Origin of the sequence: Aquimarina celericrescens, from assembly GCF_042682765.1 — a bacterium.
Classification (GTDB): Bacteria; Bacteroidota; Bacteroidia; order Flavobacteriales; family Flavobacteriaceae; genus Aquimarina; species Aquimarina celericrescens.
Genome location: NZ_JBHUHY010000003.1, coordinates 1 through 16,623, shown reverse-complemented (window position 1 = coordinate 16,623; position 16,623 = coordinate 1). Strand labels below are relative to the sequence as shown.

Sequence of the window (16,623 nt, the reverse complement as noted above, 5' to 3'; positions counted from 1 at the left end):
ATACTACGATTTTTTAAAACTGCGCTCTTCTGTAAAACCTTCTTCAGCATAATTTAAAGTTAGCGTATCTTCAACAACTTTAAAACTTGAAGTTTCAACGACCTCTTCCCCTTCTTCAATATAAGTGAGAGTTAGCTGATCTCCGTTTACTTGCCAAGTTCCATTATCTTCAAAATCAACTTGGCAGTCTGTGTTAACGGGTGCTATGCTTATTTCTGTATACGATTGAACATCAAATTCGATAGTGGATCTTTTTTCACATTCGGTCAAAGTAATTGTTTCTCCGTTTTGAGAAAGTGAAATTTGTACCCATTTGCCAATGAGTTCTGAGTTGTTTTGTTCGTTTCCGTTTGGTGTGTCATCATCGCTACCACAAGAGGTAAGAATAGAAGTAAAAAGTAAAATTAACAAGCCTAGTTTTTTCATGTTAGATAATTTTTGACTGATTTTTTAATAATCGATTATTAAAAATGAAATAATGTAATTTTTTTGAAGCCTGCAATTTAAAAATATAATGCCAAAAATAAAATTACTGTAGTTCTTGAATTTTTCTTAAAATACTATTAGATGAAATTCCACAGATATCATGCAATTCTTCCACAGTACCGTGATGTATAAATTGATCGGGAACACCCAGTGTGATGATTTTGTTGTTAAAGCCATATTGGTTTGCAAAATTTACTATGGAGCTTCCAAAACCACCTTTTATAACACCATCTTCTATAGTAATTATGGTTTTGTAACGCTGTAGTATTCGATTCAATAAATTGACATCTAACGGTTTTATAAAACCGAAATGGTAATGACCAATTTTTTCTTCTATAAATTCTAATGCCATAGTAACATTACAGGCAATGGTTCCTGTCGAAATGATTGCTATATCAGTTCCTTCTTTTATCACCTGGGCTTTACCAATTTCTATATTTTGAAATGGTTTTCGCCAATCTATGATGTGCCCTCTTCCACGGGGATATCGTATAGCAATAGGATTTTCTAATCCCAAAGAAGTAGCGTACAAAAGATTTCGTAATTCAATTTCATCTTTTGGAGCTGCTACAATCATATTTGGAATACAATTGAGATAGGCAATATCAAAAACTCCGTGGTGTGTAGCACCGTCTTCACCCACAATTCCCGCTCTATCGATACAAAAGATCACAGGTAAATTTTGTAAAGCAACATCATGAATGATCTGATCATAGGCTCTTTGTAAAAATGTAGAATAAATAGTACAAAAAGGAACTAATCCCTGAGTTGCCATTCCGGCAGCAAGAGTAACCGCATGTTGTTCTGCAATACCAACATCAAAGGCACGATCTGGCATTTCTTGCATCATATATTTTAAAGAACTTCCTGTTGGCATAGCGGGTGTAATGCCTACAATCTTTTTGTTTATTCTAGCCAGTTCCAGAATGGTATAACCAAAAACATCTTGAAACTTAGGAGGTAACTTGTCATTATTCTTTGGGATTAAATCTCCTGTAGCCGCATCAAATTTACCAGGAGCATGGTATTTTATTTGGTCTTCTTCAGCCTGTTTCAAGCCTTTTCCTTTGGTGGTAATGATATGCAAAAGCTTTGGGCCTTTAATAGTTTTTAGCTTTTCCAGTATATTAAGTAACGAAGGTAAATCGTGTCCATCGATGGGTCCAAAATAATTAAAATTTAAGGCTTCAATGATAGTATTGGTTCTGGGTTTCACTCCTACCTTGGCCTTGGTAAGATATTCTTTAAGAGCACCAACACTTGGATCAATTCCTATGGCATTGTCATTAAGAATTACCAGTATGTTGGTGTCGGTAACTCCGGCGTGATTCAATCCTTCAAAAGCCATTCCGCTAGCAATAGAAGCATCTCCAATGACAGCGATGTGCTGTTTTTTTGTATTACCTTTCAATTTTGAGGCAATAGCCATCCCCAAGGTTGCCGAAATAGAGGTGGAAGAATGCCCCACTCCAAAGGTATCATATTCACTTTCACTACGCTTGGGGAACCCACTAATACCATCCAGTTGTCGATTAGTGTGAAATACATCTTTTCTACCGGTTAGGATTTTATGAGGGTAAGCCTGATGCCCTACATCCCATACCAAAAGATCATTTGGCGTGTCAAAAATATAATGAAGTGCAATGGTGAGCTCGACAACTCCTAAGCTGGCTCCCAGATGTCCTTCTTTAGTGGCTACGATATTAATCACAAAATCCCGTAGTTCCTGAGCCAATTGTGGTAACTGGTCTCGAGAGAGTTTTTTAAGATCTGATGGGTATTTTATATGTTGTAGTAGCTCGTTTGACATTCAAAATTAATTGAATGACAAAACTACAACTTTAAAAAATTATTCTTCTAGTTTAAATATTATAGGAAGTGAGTATTTGGTTCTTACAGGTTGATTTTTGTAAGTTCCAGGAATGAGTTGAGGTATTTTTTGAATCATCCTTTCTGTCTCTTTCTCTAAACTAGGATGAGGGGCTCTGATTTTGATGTCTTTAATTATTCCTTCTTTATTGATTTCAAACTGAGTATATATTCTTTGTGTCCCTTTTAAACCAACATTTCCACATGCATTTGTATTATAGTGTTTAGTAACAAATTTTCTCATTTGTTCAGAAAAAGTTTCTTGTGTTCTTTCTTCTTTAGCAGTTTTATCGAATGCCGGATATGTTTCAAGAAGATGAGCCGGAACAGGACTATTAACATTAATTATATCTGGTTCAACTAAGCCGAATATTATTTCAAAATCTCCTTCGATTTCTTCATCAGATGGTTCTAAAATATCGATTTCTTTTTCAGTGGGAATTATTTCTCCCTTAGTATGTGAAATTTCAATGGTTGTTCTGGTTTTCATTTTTTGAAGAAAGATCGGCGTGGTTTTTTCGCATTTTTCAGTACTAGTCTCTGTTAATGAAACGGGACATTCCTCTGATTTCGAATTTTCGGTTATTTCTACAGTTTTAATTTTTTGTTTTTTCCCATCATAATTGGTGCAACTAATTAATGTGGTTCCCATTGCGATTAACAAAGCCAATAAAAATGATTTTTTTAACGAGTGTTTAGTTTTGATGACCTCGATAGGAATCGAAAGATGTATAGTATCAAGTTGGCTTCTTTTAAAATGCCCACACATTTTGGTATTTTGATTTGCATGAATAAAATCTTGTACCTGAGATGAAGACATTTTCGTAAAATCAATAACGGTTTTTGCACAAGAATTACAAAATCTACCTTTTTCTTTAGGAGTCATCTTATTCCAATCTTCGTGGCAAGGTTTCGGAATTGATATTTTGTAGAATTTTTTCATAAATCAAAAGTTAGTTTTTCTTCATCATCAAGTTTCTTGCCAATTTGCTTAAGTTTGTGTATAACCTTATTTTGATAGTATGCTAGACCCACTAGATGATGCTCATTATATGAGAAAAGCCTTGCAAGAAGCAGAATTGGCTTATGAAAAAAACGAAGTTCCTATTGGTGCGGTCATTGTCGTTGCTAATAGAATTATAGCGAGAGCTCATAATTTAACAGAGCTTCTTAACGATGTAACTGCTCATGCAGAGATGCAGGCGATAACCGCTGCTTCTAATTTTTTGGGAGGAAAATATCTTCATGAGTGCACATTGTATGTAACTCTAGAGCCATGCCAAATGTGTGCAGGCGCATTGTATTGGAGTCAAATTAAAAGAATAGTCTTTGGAGCTGTTGATGAAAGAAGGGGTTGTAGCACAATGGGAACAAAACTTCATCCTAAAACTGAAATGATTGGAGGGGTGATGGAAGAACAATGCGGCGAGATTATAAAACGATTTTTTATAGAGAAGCGTAACTTGAATTAAGGTAGTCTGTGGATATGAAAAATACAATCGCAGAACGAATACAGGATTTTTTAAAGCAATTTCCGCCTTTTGATAGTCTTAAAAGAGAAGAAATACTAACTGTTTCAAATGAAGTTTCGGTGCTGTATGTAGAGAAAGGCGATTATATTTTTGAGCAGGATACGCCTTGTCATAATGAGTTTTATATTGTTAGAGAAGGAGCAATCGGACTGTATCGAGAGTTGGATAACAACCAAAATTTAGTGGATATTTGTGATGTAGGAGATTTATTTGGTCTTCGTATCATTATTATAAGAAAGAACTATCGTATGTCTGCCATAGCAGATGAAGAATCTATAGTTTATGCTATTCCTGCCAAAGTCTTCAAGCCGTTCATTGAAGAAAATAAAGAGGTCAACAGGTTTGTTTTAGGAGCTTTTGCAGCACATGCACGCAATTATTATACTGAGACCGAAAAGGGACAACGAATTGACAATACAATTTCTATAGAAGTAGCAAATGACCTTTCAGAATTACGCAGTATTTCTTATAGCAAAAAGCCGGTAAGCTGTTCATTGGAGGACTCGATAAAAGATGTCGCCAAGAAGATGACCAAGAAAAAAGTCGACTACGTGGTAATTGTTGACCAAAATAAACATCCTGTAGGTATTATTACAGATAGCGATATAAGAGCACAAGTTGCTACAGGGTTGTTTTCGCCTGAGGTCGTAGTTACCAAAATTATGACCGCTCCGGTATTTACTTATTCTAAAAAACTTACTACTGCAGAGGCACAAATAGCATTAATTAAACATGGCATCAGTCATCTTTGTATCACCAAAGACGGTACGCGCAACTCGAAATTAGTAGGTATTCTTTCAGAACATGATCTTTTAGTTTCTTTCGGAAGAAATCCTTCGGTTTTGATTAAAGAGATAAAAAGAGTAAAGAAAGTTCAGCGACTCAAGTACATTAGGAAACAAGTAGAAAAGCTACTTGCATCCTATCTTGAACAAGACATCCCAACAGCGCATCTTCTTAATATGATTTCTGAAATTAATGAGGCATTAGTAGTACGAATCATTGAGTTATCGTTAAAAGAAATGGATGCTTCACCGCCGGTTACCTTTAGTTTTTTGGTATTAGGTAGCCAGGGAAGAAGAGAACAATTATTGCTCACCGATCAGGATAATGCTATAGTTTTTAGAGATGTTGACGAAGAAAAATATGAGTCAACACAAAACTACTTTCTTGGACTGGCCAATAAGATTACTAAAGGTCTGCATACTATTGGATTTGCATATTGTCCTGCAGAAATGATGGCAAGTAACTCCAGATGGTGTATGTCATTATCGAATTGGGAAACGCAGTTTAGAAGCTGGATGACCACTCCAACAGAAGAGAGCACATTATTATCCTCTATATTTTTTGATTTTCAATATGTTTATGGAGATTCTGGTTTGGTTGATAGATTGTCTGACGTAGTTTTTGAGGGAGTAAATAAAAGCAATAGATTTTTGGGACTTTTAGGAGTAAGTGCCTTACAGAAACCTTCTCCTCTGGGTTTTTTCAAACAATTTTTGGTAGAACAAAACGGAGAACACAAGGATACCTTTGATATAAAAACAAGGGCAATGTTAGTGTTGATCGATGCTGCCAGAATTTTGACATTGTATCACAATCTTAAAGGACTGAATAATACTCTTAAACGCTTTGAAAAACTCGCTGAATTAGAACCTAAAAATGCCGACATTTTTGATAGTTGTGCCAAGGCTTTTCGAGTACTGATTAAATTTAAGACCCGACAGGGATTACTTCATCGTGATTCTGGAAGATTTATCAAATTAAGTACACTTAGTAAAAAAGATAAATTAAGGCTTAAACGATGTTTCAGGCCCATTCGTGATATACAAGAACTTTTAAGAATACGTTTTCAGCTTAAGTCATTACTATAAATGCAACTGTGGTCTAAAAATAACAATAAAAATTATCCGGATTTCTGGAAAGAATATCTCGAACACTTCAATACGCAGAAATCAAAAAGATCGCAAAACGAATTTCGCTTTGTAGCCTTTGATACAGAAACTACTGGATTTAACTATGAAGAAGATAGGATTTTGTCTATTGGCGCTGTGGCAATTAAGAAGAACAGGATTGACGTATCTGATCAATTAGAAATTTATCTTCAACAAACAGTGTTTAATGAAGATACGGTAGAGATTCACGGAATTCGTAAAAATAGCGAATTAGATAAAATTTCTGAAACAATGGCTTTGCAATTATTTTTAGAATACATCGGTGATGCTGTTTTAATAGCGCATCATGCCAGTTTTGACAGAACAATGATTAACAAGGCACTGCGAAGACAAGGATTAGGCGATTTAAAAAATAGAATACTAGACACAGCAATTCTTTTCAAAAACTCGAAACATTTCTTGTATCGTACTGATACAAGAAAAAGTTATACTCTTGATGAACTGTGTAATAATCTTAAAATCTCTCAAAGTGATAGACACACCGCATCAGGGGATGCCTTCATAACTGCATTGGCTTTTCTGAAAATCACTTCAAAACTTAAGAAAGATAAAAAGATTCAGGATATCCGTGAGCTTTTTGTATTAAAATAATTATTAGAGAGTGCTTAATACTTTTAATTAAATACACCTTAAAAAATAAAAAAGCGCTACTGGAAGTAGCGCTTTTGAAACTAGTACTTACTTTATCTTAATCATGAATTACGCGAACTTGAGCCGCAATAACTCCTTTTCTTCCTTCTTCTTCCTCATATTCTACCTTGTCCCCTTCATTAAGAGCTTCACCATTGAGCCCTGATGCGTGTACAAAGATATCTTTTCCTGTTTCGTCGTTGGTAATAAATCCGTAACCTTTTGATTCATTAAAAAATTTAACTGTTCCTTCCATGGTAATAAAATAAAATAATAATTTAAGATCTAAAGTTAATTCTAAAAATTTTAGGAAGCGTTATTAAAATGTGAATATTTCGAAAATTCATTGGGGTTTTGACTCATTTTTTTTACCATAATCCCTCATTTTTCTAAGATTTTCTTCAGTAAGCATATAGTCTTTTACTTTTTTATTTTTCCATCGGTGATAGATAAAAATAGGCATTAGTATAAATGAAGCCACCAAGATTCCTATACCAACTAATTTGTCTCCAAAGGCATGATCTCCAGAATTCTTAAAATAATAACCTACACATACCAGAGTGATTATTGTAATAAAAAGGATACGAATGATGTACTTCATTTTGTAAATGTATTATATCATGTAAAATTAATCAACTTTCTACGGTAGGAGGTAAGTAATTTTGATTTTGAAATGAAACCAAAGTATTTACCATCCTTAATTACGGGCAAGTTCCATGCTCCTGTATCTTGAAATTTTTGCATTACTGTTTTTACATTATCCTGTTCATAAATAATAATAGTAGAAGTTTGAGACATTAACGTCTCTACTTTTATTTTGTGATACATGGTTATGTCAAACATAATATCTCTTATATCATCTAAGGTCACCATACCAATTAGATGATCAAAATCGTCTGTAACCGGAAACAAATTTCGATTAGATTTTGCTACAGCTTCACTAAGTAATTGTTTTAAAGTATAATTTGGCTTTACCGCGATAAAATTGGTTTCAATACATTCTTCTAAATTCATCAGGGTTAGCACCGTTTGATCTTTATCGTGAGTTAGCAAGTGTCCCTGTTCTGCAAGTTCTGTAGTGTAAATATTGTGCTCCATTTTATTTTTTGAGATAAAAAATGATATTGATGTGGTAATCATTAATGGAACAAATAATTCATAACTCGAGGTGATTTCGGCAATTAGAAATATTGAAGTAAGTGGTGCATGCAATACACCGGCAATAAGTCCAGCCATACCAAGGAGCGTAAAATTAGCCTCAGATACCTCAAATCCTAAACCTAAATTATTAATAACCTTTGATACAACGTTACCAAGGGAGCTTCCCATGACCATTGTAGGGATAAAAACTCCACCAGATCCACCAGCTGCAAAGGTTGCTGTCATGGCTACAGCCTTAAAGACTGTGATCCCGGTTAATAATGCAATTACGATCCATATATTTTCGGTAATACTATCAAAAGGTGTTTTGCCAATAGCTTTAAAATGATCGCCGTGTAATAAATCATTGATAAAACCAAGTCCTTCACCATAAAGTGGTGGAATAAAATATAACATAATACCAATAGCAAGGCCACCAATTAATAATCGATGAATCTTTTTAGAAAAGCGATCAAAAAAATGCAGAATTCCAAAATACATCTTGGTAAAATATATAGAAGCAAACGCAGTTCCTATGCCTAAAATAATGTAAAAAGGAGTGTCATAAATATCAAATTTTTCAATAACCTCAAATCTAAATAAGACTTCATCTCCTAGAAAAAAATAGGAAGTAATGATGGCAGATACCGATGCGAAAAGCAAAGGTAACAATGAGGCAAGCGTAAGATCCAGGCTAAACACTTCAACAGCAAAAACCAATCCTGCCAAAGGGGATTTAAAGACTGCAGAGATAGCTCCCGCCGCTGCACAACCTATAAGTAAAAAACGAGTTTTACCACTTATTTTTACTAGAGTACAAATATCAGAACTAAGCGTAGAACCCGATCCAATTGCTGGTCCTAGTAGACCTACAGAACCCCCGAAACCTACTGTAATTGGGGCTAAGATAAGAGGTAAATAACCATGTATAGATTTTATTATCCCATCTTTTTTAGAAAGTGAATGTAAAATTAATGGTATTGCCGATCGAACGTTTTTTTTAAAGATAAATTCTGTAATTATATAGACGATCAATAAACCTATGACAGGGATTATAAAATAGAATGAAGTTTGCCAGGAGATAATATCACTTTCGAGAACTACCTGAATAAGGTGAGTAAGGTTTTTTAGTAATAATGATATGAGACCAGCCGCAAATCCAACAAGAATACTCAGCAATAGAATAAAATTCTTATTGGAGATATTGCGATACCGCCATTTCAAAATTTTGTATAATAATGATTTTTTTGAGGGGCTCGACATTCTTGATCACATCTTAATTAGATTAAAGGTATAAAAAATCCCGCGATAAAGCGGGATTAATAAGTTTTACAAATCAAGTTTGATGTTCAGCTCTTTAAGCTGTTCACTATCAATGGCTGCGGGAGCATCTATCATAACATCACGGCCGCTATTATTTTTTGGAAAGGCAATAAAATCTCTAATGGTTTCCTGGCCACCTAGTATGGCGACAAGCCTATCAAATCCAAAGGCGATCCCACCGTGTGGTGGTGCTCCATATTGAAACGCATCCATCAGAAACCCAAATTGGGCTTTGGCTTCTTCGGGCGTAAAGCCAAGATGATCAAACATAAGTGCCTGTGTTGCTGCATCATGAATACGAATAGAGCCACCTCCAATTTCATTTCCATTTAAAACAAGATCATATGCATTGGCTCTTACGTCGCCAGGTCTTGAGTCTAGTAACGCAATATCTTCTGGTTTTGGAGAAGTGAATGGATGATGCATTGCGTGATAACGTTCTGTTTCTTCATCCCATTCTAACAATGGAAAATCTACTACCCATAGCGGTGCAAATTCTTCTGGATTTCTTAAACCTAATCGATCGGCAAGCTCCATTCGTAAAGCACTTAATTGCGCTCTCACTTTGTTTGTTTGACCAGAAAGGATACAAATTAAATCTCCTGCTTTAGCTCCGGTAACTTTGGCCCATTTGGCTAAGTCATCCTGGTCGTAGAATTTATCTACAGAAGATTTATAGCTTCCGTCTTCATTACATTTAACGTATACCATTCCCAACGCGCCAACCTGTGGGCGTTTTACCCAATCAATAAGCTTATCGATTTCTTTTCTAGTATATGATGCGCCACCCGGAACAGCAATACCTACTACCAGTTCGGCATCATTAAAGACTTTAAAATCTTTATGTTGAGCTGCTTCATTAAGCTCTCCAAACTTCATCCCAAAACGAATGTCGGGTTTGTCATTGCCATAAGCTTTCATAGCTTCAGCATATGTCATTCTGGGGAATTCATCAATCTCCACGTTTTTAATCTCTTTAAGCAAATGACGTGTAAGACCTTCAAAGATTGTAAGAATATCTTCTTGCTCTACAAAAGCCATTTCGCAATCGATCTGTGTGAATTCGGGCTGCCTGTCTGCACGCAAGTCTTCATCTCTGAAACATTTTACAATCTGAAAGTATTTGTCCATTCCACCTACCATTAGTAATTGCTTAAAAGTTTGTGGAGATTGGGGGAGTGCGTAAAATTGACCTTCGTTCATTCTGGAAGGAACCACAAAATCCCTGGCCCCTTCAGGAGTTGACTTAATTAAATAGGGAGTTTCTACTTCTATAAAACCTTCATTAGAAAGATAATGTCTCACCTGCATTGCCACTTGATGGCGAAACATCAGATTATTTTTTACAGGATTACGACGAATATCAAGGTATCGATATTTCATTCTAATGTCTTCACCACCATCGGTTTCATCCTCAATAGTAAAAGGAGGAACAATAGCTTCATTAAGAATTATAAGTTCATTTACAAGAATTTCAATTTCCCCGGTGGGTATATTGAGGTTTTTAGATTCTCGCTCGATCACCTCGCCCTTTACCTGGATTACAAATTCCCTTCCCAGTGTTTTTGCTTTTTCAACAACAGTAGCAGGAGTTCTTTCTTCATCAAATATCAATTGTGTAATACCATAGCGATCTCTAAGGTCTACCCAAATCATAAATCCTTTGTCACGTGTTTTTTGAACCCAACCGGCCAAAGTAACTTCTGTATTAATGTTTGAGGCGCGCAATTCGCCACAAGAATGACTTCTGTACATAGTAGCTTTAATTAAGGCTGCAAAAATAAGAAGATTTATCGATTAGAGATGGATTGGGTATTGATAGTTTTCAGAAAGTTTATTGAGAAGTACTAGATAATCAACGATGTATCACGCGTGTTAATAAAATTAATACTTTTTCCTTTTTTTACGGTTTTACCTTAAAATAGATAACTAACTAAATCTTTTATTGCGAACAATCGTTAGTTTAACATTGTTTTTTCAATTTCTTTTAATAGATTTAACGAAACATTTAAACAAATCATTATGAAAAAACAAACTCATTTTAGCAAAATGAAGATTTTGCTATTACTAATTTTTGCTCCGGCTTTCCTGCTGGCCCAAGAGACCATTACGGGAAAAGTGGTTATTGAAGATACAGGAGAAGGAGCGCCATTTGTTAATATCGTAGAAAATGGCACTGATAATGGTACTGCTAGTGATATTGACGGTAATTTTTCTATAACCGTAAGTTCGTTACCGGCAAGATTAAGAGTATTTGCTCTTGGGTTCTCTACCAAAATGGTAGACGTTGCCACAGCTGGAGAGATTACTATTCAAATCGGAGAATCTACAGAGGCACTTGAAGAGGTGGTAGTAACAGGGTTAGCTACTTCTGTTAAGAGAGCGAATTTGGCTAATGCTGTCGCTACAGTTTCTGCTGAGGAATTGGTAGGAAACACAGGACAACCTACGGTAGATGGAGCTTTATATGGAAAAGTGCCGGGTGTAAATATCGTTTCGTCTTCTGGTGCACCAGGGGGTGGGTTTGCACTGCGCTTGCGTGGGGTATCTTCTATTAATGGAGAAAACCAACCACTTTTTATCGTAGATGGGGTGTACTATAACAACGATGAGATACCCACAGGCTTGAGAAATGCCTCGGGTGCAAATGCAGGTAATGAAGAGAATTCTGCAAATAGATTAGCAGATTTAGATCCAAATGATATTGCAAATATTGAAGTGCTAAAAGGAGCTTCTGCTGCGGCTATTTATGGACAGCGTGCAAGTGCAGGGGTTATAATTATTACTACCAAAAGAGGTAAAGGCGGTAAGACAAATATTAATTTTAGCCAGGACGTTGGTATCACCAAAATCGCTAATCCATTAGGATTACGGCCATGGACTGCTCAAAGCGTCTTTGATGCATTTTTTACTCCAAATGCTAGCGATCCGGCTGCAGAAGCCAGATCTCGAGCGGCTGCAGAAGCTGAAGTCGCAGCTTTTAATAATGCTATACGAAATGGTGGACTTATCGATTATGAAGATGAGATTTATGGAGAGACAGGTTTTATTACAGAGACAAGATTAAATGCTTCTGGCGGTGACGAAAAGACAAAATTTTATACCGGAGTTTCTTTTCGAGATGAAGAAGGAATTATAAGGAATACCGGCTTTGACAGACTCTCGATTAGAGCGAATATCGATCATAAAATATCAGACATATTCGATTTCTCGATAAGTTCAAATTACGTAAAAAGTAATAATAGCAGAAGTTTTACAGGTAATGAAAACGAAGGTGGTTTAAGTTATGGATATACGTTGGCGTTTACCAGACCTTGGGTTAATTTGTTCCCAGATGCTGCAGGCAACTATCCTGTAAATCCTAATTATCCTGGGAATCCGATTTTTACAAGAGATCAGACAAGAAATGAAGATGCAACAAATCGCTTTTTACAAGGATACACTGTAAATACAAAATTGTTTACTAATGATCAAAATAGAGTTAGATTTCAAATAAGCGGAGGTATCGATTATGTGGCTAATGAAACGAATGTATACATTCCTGAAACCCAACAAGCGCAGGCAGCTCCTGGTGGATTAGCAGGATTTATCGCACAGGGGAAGAATAATATCATACAATTTAATAATCAAGCCATAGCGGTATGGGATTATAATACTAAAGACAACAATTTTAATTTAACGACACAGGCTGGTATCACCTATATTGATATCGAACGTAATTTTGTAAACAGTCAAGGAACCGAACTAACGCCTGGACAAACGAATGTCGACCAGAGTTTAAATCAAACCATTGATCAGTTTTTAGCAAAAGAACGTGATTTTGGTTATTTCGGACAAGTGGAAGCTAATTATAAGGACCAATTAATCGGTACGGTAGGATATCGTTTGGATAAATCTACCAGAAACGGAGATCCTAATGAATTGTATGGTTTCCCAAAGGCTTCATTAGCTGTAAATGTGGCGAATTTCGATTTCTGGAATATAGAAGCTATTAATCAGTTAAAATTAAGAGCGGCTTATGGTGAAGCAGGTAATCCGGCCGGTTTTGGTGATACATTCACCAGTTTTATTAGTTCTAATGTTGGAGGTAATAGTGGTATCTCTTTACAAGGTTTGAAAGGTGACCCTGATATAGAGCCTGAGACCTCTGCAGAATTTGAAACAGGTTTTGATATGAGCTTTTTAGACAGCAAAGTTTCTTTAGAAGCAACCTATTATAATAGGCAGGTAAAAGATTTAATATTAACACGTCAACTTCCTGGGTCTTCTGGGTTCACTACAGAAACTACGAATTTAGCTGATATGACTAACCAAGGGGTTGAATTAGCTATAAATGCAAACATTATTGAAACTGATAATTTTTATTGGAATTTCGGAACTCAGTTCTATTTGAACCGATCTGAAATTACAAGATTGGATGTTCCGGCCTTTGCACAACCGGGAGCAGGTTTTGGAACTGGTTTGGGTACATTCTTTATCCAAGAAGGTCAGCCGGTTACACAATTAGTAACCGAAATAGACGGAGAAGAAGTTCAGATAGGTGACGTTGAGCCTGATTTTCAAATGGCTTTTAACAATCAAATTACCTTATTTAAGCAGTTGGATATATCCTTTTTATTACAATGGAAAGAAGGAGGGGAGAATTTAAATTTGACCCGGTTTTTAACTGACCTGGGTCAAACCTCCGATGATTTAGAAACTGAAGCTGGACAAGCAAGATTGAATTCGACAGCGAATGGAGCGCGCTTCGTAGAACCTGCTGGATATGTTAGGTTAAGAGAAGCCGCAATTTACTATAGATTTCCTTCCGATATGTTATCTAGTTTCTTAGGGGAAACAATAGAAGGTATTAAAATTGGTGTGTCCGGAAGAAACATTTTTACCATTACCGATTACAGTAGTTATGACCCAGAAGTTTCTGTAAATGGAGGTGCAGGATTATCAAGTGGTATTGAGGTAACGCCGTTTCCAAGCTCTCGACAGTTTTACTTTCATTTAAACGTTAATTTTTAAAAAGACGATCATGCAAAAAATAATAAAATCAAGAAAGAAAGCACTTTATTTATTGGCTTTTATGGGATTGGCATTTGTCTCTTGTGAGTTAGATGAAATTCAAGATCCTAATGGTCTCAGTTTAGCGGAGACAGAACAAAATGCTATTTTAGGTGTTTTAAATGAATTAGTGGTAGGGGTACAGTCTTCTGCCAGAAACGGAATTGGTATTGAAACCACAGCAAGCGGAACCATTGCACGCGAATTGTATTTGTTTGATGCCGATCCCAGAAATACAGGCGACCTTCTAGGAAAAGATGGTAGTGCTCTTAACAACAATTCATTTTATAGCACAGCGCAATGGAATGGTAACTACCGGTCTATAAAGAATGCAAACATATTATTAAATGCATTAGATAATACGAATGCTATAACTGAAACAGAAAAGAATGGATATAGAGGTTTTGCCAAGACTTTTCAGGCTTATGAATTTATTCAGATATTAAAATCATATGGACAGGCAAGGATAGATGTTGCTGATGAAGAAAATCTGGGAGCCATCTTAGATTTTGATGCTGCAATTGCTGAAGTAAGAACATTGTTAAACGAAGCGCTTACCGATTTAAATAATGCCGGCGATACCTTTTTATTTCCAATAGCAGGATTTAGTGATCTTGTTTCTGATACTGATACAGGACTTAGTGTTAGTGACTTTATAGAGTTTAACAGGGCCGTTGCAGCAGTGGCAGCTTTGTATGATGGTGACGGTGATGCTGCTCTAACAGCGCTACAAAATTCGTATTTTGATTTAAATGGATCCCTAGCCGTGGGGCCGAGATTTCTTTTCAGCCTTGGAGCAGGGGATCGAGCAAACCCAGTATTTCGTTCGCCATCAGAATCTGCTGAAAGTCCCAACAATGGTGACCAAATAATTGTACATAATAGCTGGATCAATGATGCAGAGCCTAATGATTTGAGGGTAGCAGAAAAAGCAGCTTTACGCCCAAGCCCAAGTGTTCAGGATGGATTAAATGGTACTCATGAAACGAGATTATATGCATCAAATTTATCATCTATAGATATACTTAGAAACGAAGAATTGGTTTTGGTGTATGCAGAAGCGAATATTTTGACCAACAATCTGCCAGAAGCAGTTGTAGCACTGGATGTAATACGTACCTCTGCAAACCTGCCAGTATACTTGGGAGCAATTACTACCGAGGCATTAACAGATGAAATGTTAACACAAAGAAGATATTCTTTATGGAGCGAGAATCATAGGTTATTCGATCTAAGAAGGTATAATAGAATTAACGAAACCGTATTACCTATCGATCGTGAAGGAGATCGGCTTTTTGAAGTATTACCAATTCCATTATCAGAAAATGCAGATTAATTTGATCAAACTTATTAAATGATTTAAAAAACGCCACGATTCGTGGCGTTTTTTGTTTCTAGGGGGTTAATAATACCATTTCTCACATGAAATTACCGTATAAAATTGTCTCTTTTGACTTGATGCTTCGTTATAAAATTGATCGATAGCTATGGCTATCCATAAATTTTTTGCCTTACCTAAAATCAAAATAGTTCAATTCGTATATCAGTAACTTCATATAAGAACTGGTATAATTCAATGTAAAGAATTATCAAAATCATCATTTAGCTATAGATCAATCTCTTTTCTGTCGCTTAATCACCTATCTATCAATAGGTTGTACCTTTCTGTTAAGGCGTTTAAATTTCCAATATAGGTTTCAAATTGAGCTACCCTTTTGGTTTTTGCATGAATAAAGATCCAGTCCAGTAATTCTCTTAATGATACCATAGTTTGCTTTCGAAGCTAGTTAACATTTAAGTCTGATTGCTCTTGTTGTTCTTCGATACGATCCTTAAAAACGATATCAAACTCTTAACGTGCACTTTTCATCTCTTCAAAATTTTTTCGCTGGGGTAAGGTATCTATAGTGATGCTTACCTGGGAGTTTTTATCCATTGAGTTTCTGTACACTTTTTCAACTCATATTTCATTCCGCACTTGAGGCGGAATCTACGGTTTTTGAGTATGAATAGATTTCTGCCTTTATTTTAACAGGAGATATTATAATATTATAGTACTATCGTGACGCCGTAGACTTACTGTAAATGGCTCTAGTGGCCTATGTCATTAAGTTTGGATGCTATTTCGGACACTTGTAATCCTCTCGAAACTTGGCAGGTGATACCCCGGTATATTTCTTGAAAGTGCTATAAAAGGTACTTACATGTGCAAAACCCACTTCATACCCAATAGCTTCGACTTTATATTTGGCAGCATTGGGTGCGCAAAGTAGTTTTTTTGCCCTGCTCTGCGAAGTTTGTAACTTCGTAGCCTACCAAGATAAACTATTCCAAAATTTATTATCGCTTTGGACATCAATAACTGGATTATCGGCAAGCGTAATTTCTAAAATACCATTCCCTTCTACATAATTTGATGCGCTTGAATATATGTAGTGAGAAGCTTTATTTACCCAACCAGCTCGTATAGGATTTAAATGAATATAATCTAGCTTTGACCATAGAAATTTATTACTATAAACTTCTTCAGGATGATTACCATATCGCCAGAATTGAAACTCTTTATTACGGTTATGCGTTTTTGCTGCTTTTGCAAACAAATCAAGCATCCATTCCTTTCGACTCTCTGGTTCTGA

The 16,623-nt window shown here is 35.9% G+C and carries 12 protein-coding genes and 2 pseudogenes; 5 read left to right on the top strand and 9 right to left on the bottom strand.

Annotated elements, in window-relative coordinates; all coding sequences use genetic code 11:
* Window positions 1–3 precede the first annotated feature (3 nt).
* From ACFSJT_RS03915 to ACFSJT_RS03905, 3 genes are all read right to left on the bottom strand, one after another.
* On the bottom strand, window positions 4–426 hold the full coding sequence (locus ACFSJT_RS03915; protein ID WP_378318913.1) for a lipocalin-like domain-containing protein: 423 nt from the start codon (window positions 424–426) through the stop codon (window positions 4–6).
* Window positions 427–529: 103 nt separating this feature from the next.
* Complete coding sequence (locus ACFSJT_RS03910) at window positions 530–2,296, bottom strand: 1-deoxy-D-xylulose-5-phosphate synthase (RefSeq protein WP_378318912.1); 1,767 nt, start codon at window positions 2,294–2,296, stop codon at window positions 530–532.
* A gap of 39 nt (window positions 2,297–2,335) precedes the next feature.
* Window positions 2,336–3,298: an energy transducer TonB gene (locus ACFSJT_RS03905; RefSeq protein ID WP_378318911.1), complete on the bottom strand. Its 963-nt coding sequence runs from the start codon at window positions 3,296–3,298 to the stop codon at window positions 2,336–2,338.
* A 79-nt stretch (window positions 3,299–3,377) separates the two neighbouring features.
* Between ACFSJT_RS03905 and ACFSJT_RS03900 the strand changes: the two genes are divergently transcribed.
* From ACFSJT_RS03900 to ACFSJT_RS03890, 3 genes are read left to right on the top strand one after another with little or no spacing between them, the layout of a single operon-like run.
* Entirely contained in the window at window positions 3,378–3,827 is a 450-nt protein-coding gene (locus ACFSJT_RS03900; protein ID WP_378318910.1) for a nucleoside deaminase, read from the top strand.
* A gap of 14 nt (window positions 3,828–3,841) precedes the next feature.
* Window positions 3,842–5,761: a DUF294 nucleotidyltransferase-like domain-containing protein gene (locus ACFSJT_RS03895; protein ID WP_378318909.1), complete on the top strand. Its 1,920-nt coding sequence runs from the start codon at window positions 3,842–3,844 to the stop codon at window positions 5,759–5,761.
* On the top strand, window positions 5,762–6,433 hold the full coding sequence (locus ACFSJT_RS03890; protein ID WP_378318908.1) for a 3'-5' exonuclease: 672 nt from the start codon (window positions 5,762–5,764) through the stop codon (window positions 6,431–6,433).
* Window positions 6,434–6,530: 97 nt separating this feature from the next.
* Here the strand turns inward: ACFSJT_RS03890 and ACFSJT_RS03885 are convergent, their stop codons facing one another.
* The 4 genes from ACFSJT_RS03885 to aspS all read right to left on the bottom strand — a co-directional run bounded on the left by ACFSJT_RS03885 (window position 6,531) and on the right by aspS (window position 10,690).
* Window positions 6,531–6,728 carry a cold-shock protein gene (locus ACFSJT_RS03885; protein ID WP_378318907.1) on the bottom strand — a complete coding sequence of 66 codons (198 nt, stop codon included), beginning with the start codon at window positions 6,726–6,728 and terminating at the stop codon, window positions 6,531–6,533.
* Window positions 6,729–6,815: 87 nt separating this feature from the next.
* Window positions 6,816–7,073, bottom strand: coding sequence for a hypothetical protein (locus ACFSJT_RS03880; RefSeq protein ID WP_378318906.1), 258 nt, complete (start codon window positions 7,071–7,073; stop codon window positions 6,816–6,818).
* A gap of 17 nt (window positions 7,074–7,090) precedes the next feature.
* The gene (locus ACFSJT_RS03875; RefSeq protein ID WP_378318905.1) at window positions 7,091–8,875 is read right to left on the bottom strand and encodes a chloride channel protein; all 1,785 of its coding nucleotides are present in this window, start codon (window positions 8,873–8,875) and stop codon (window positions 7,091–7,093) included.
* Window positions 8,876–8,941: 66 nt separating this feature from the next.
* Window positions 8,942–10,690: an aspartate--tRNA ligase gene (gene aspS, locus ACFSJT_RS03870; protein ID WP_378318904.1), complete on the bottom strand. Its 1,749-nt coding sequence runs from the start codon at window positions 10,688–10,690 to the stop codon at window positions 8,942–8,944.
* A gap of 267 nt (window positions 10,691–10,957) precedes the next feature.
* On the opposite strand from aspS, the gene ACFSJT_RS03865 reads away from it, so the two are divergent.
* Both ACFSJT_RS03865 and ACFSJT_RS03860 read left to right on the top strand, forming a co-directional pair.
* Window positions 10,958–13,948 (top strand): SusC/RagA family TonB-linked outer membrane protein, encoded by a 2,991-nt coding sequence (locus tag ACFSJT_RS03865; protein ID WP_378318903.1) that lies wholly within the window; start codon window positions 10,958–10,960, stop codon window positions 13,946–13,948.
* Window positions 13,949–13,958: 10 nt separating this feature from the next.
* Complete coding sequence (locus tag ACFSJT_RS03860; RefSeq protein ID WP_378318902.1) at window positions 13,959–15,323, top strand: RagB/SusD family nutrient uptake outer membrane protein; 1,365 nt, start codon at window positions 13,959–13,961, stop codon at window positions 15,321–15,323.
* 784 nt (window positions 15,324–16,107) lie between these two features.
* Here the strand turns inward: ACFSJT_RS03860 and ACFSJT_RS03855 are convergent.
* A pseudogene (locus tag ACFSJT_RS03855) lies at window positions 16,108–16,260 on the bottom strand (helix-turn-helix domain-containing protein); the annotation flags it as partial.
* Between the two features lie 39 nt (window positions 16,261–16,299).
* Window positions 16,300–16,623: pseudogene (locus ACFSJT_RS03850) on the bottom strand (REP-associated tyrosine transposase); the annotation flags it as partial.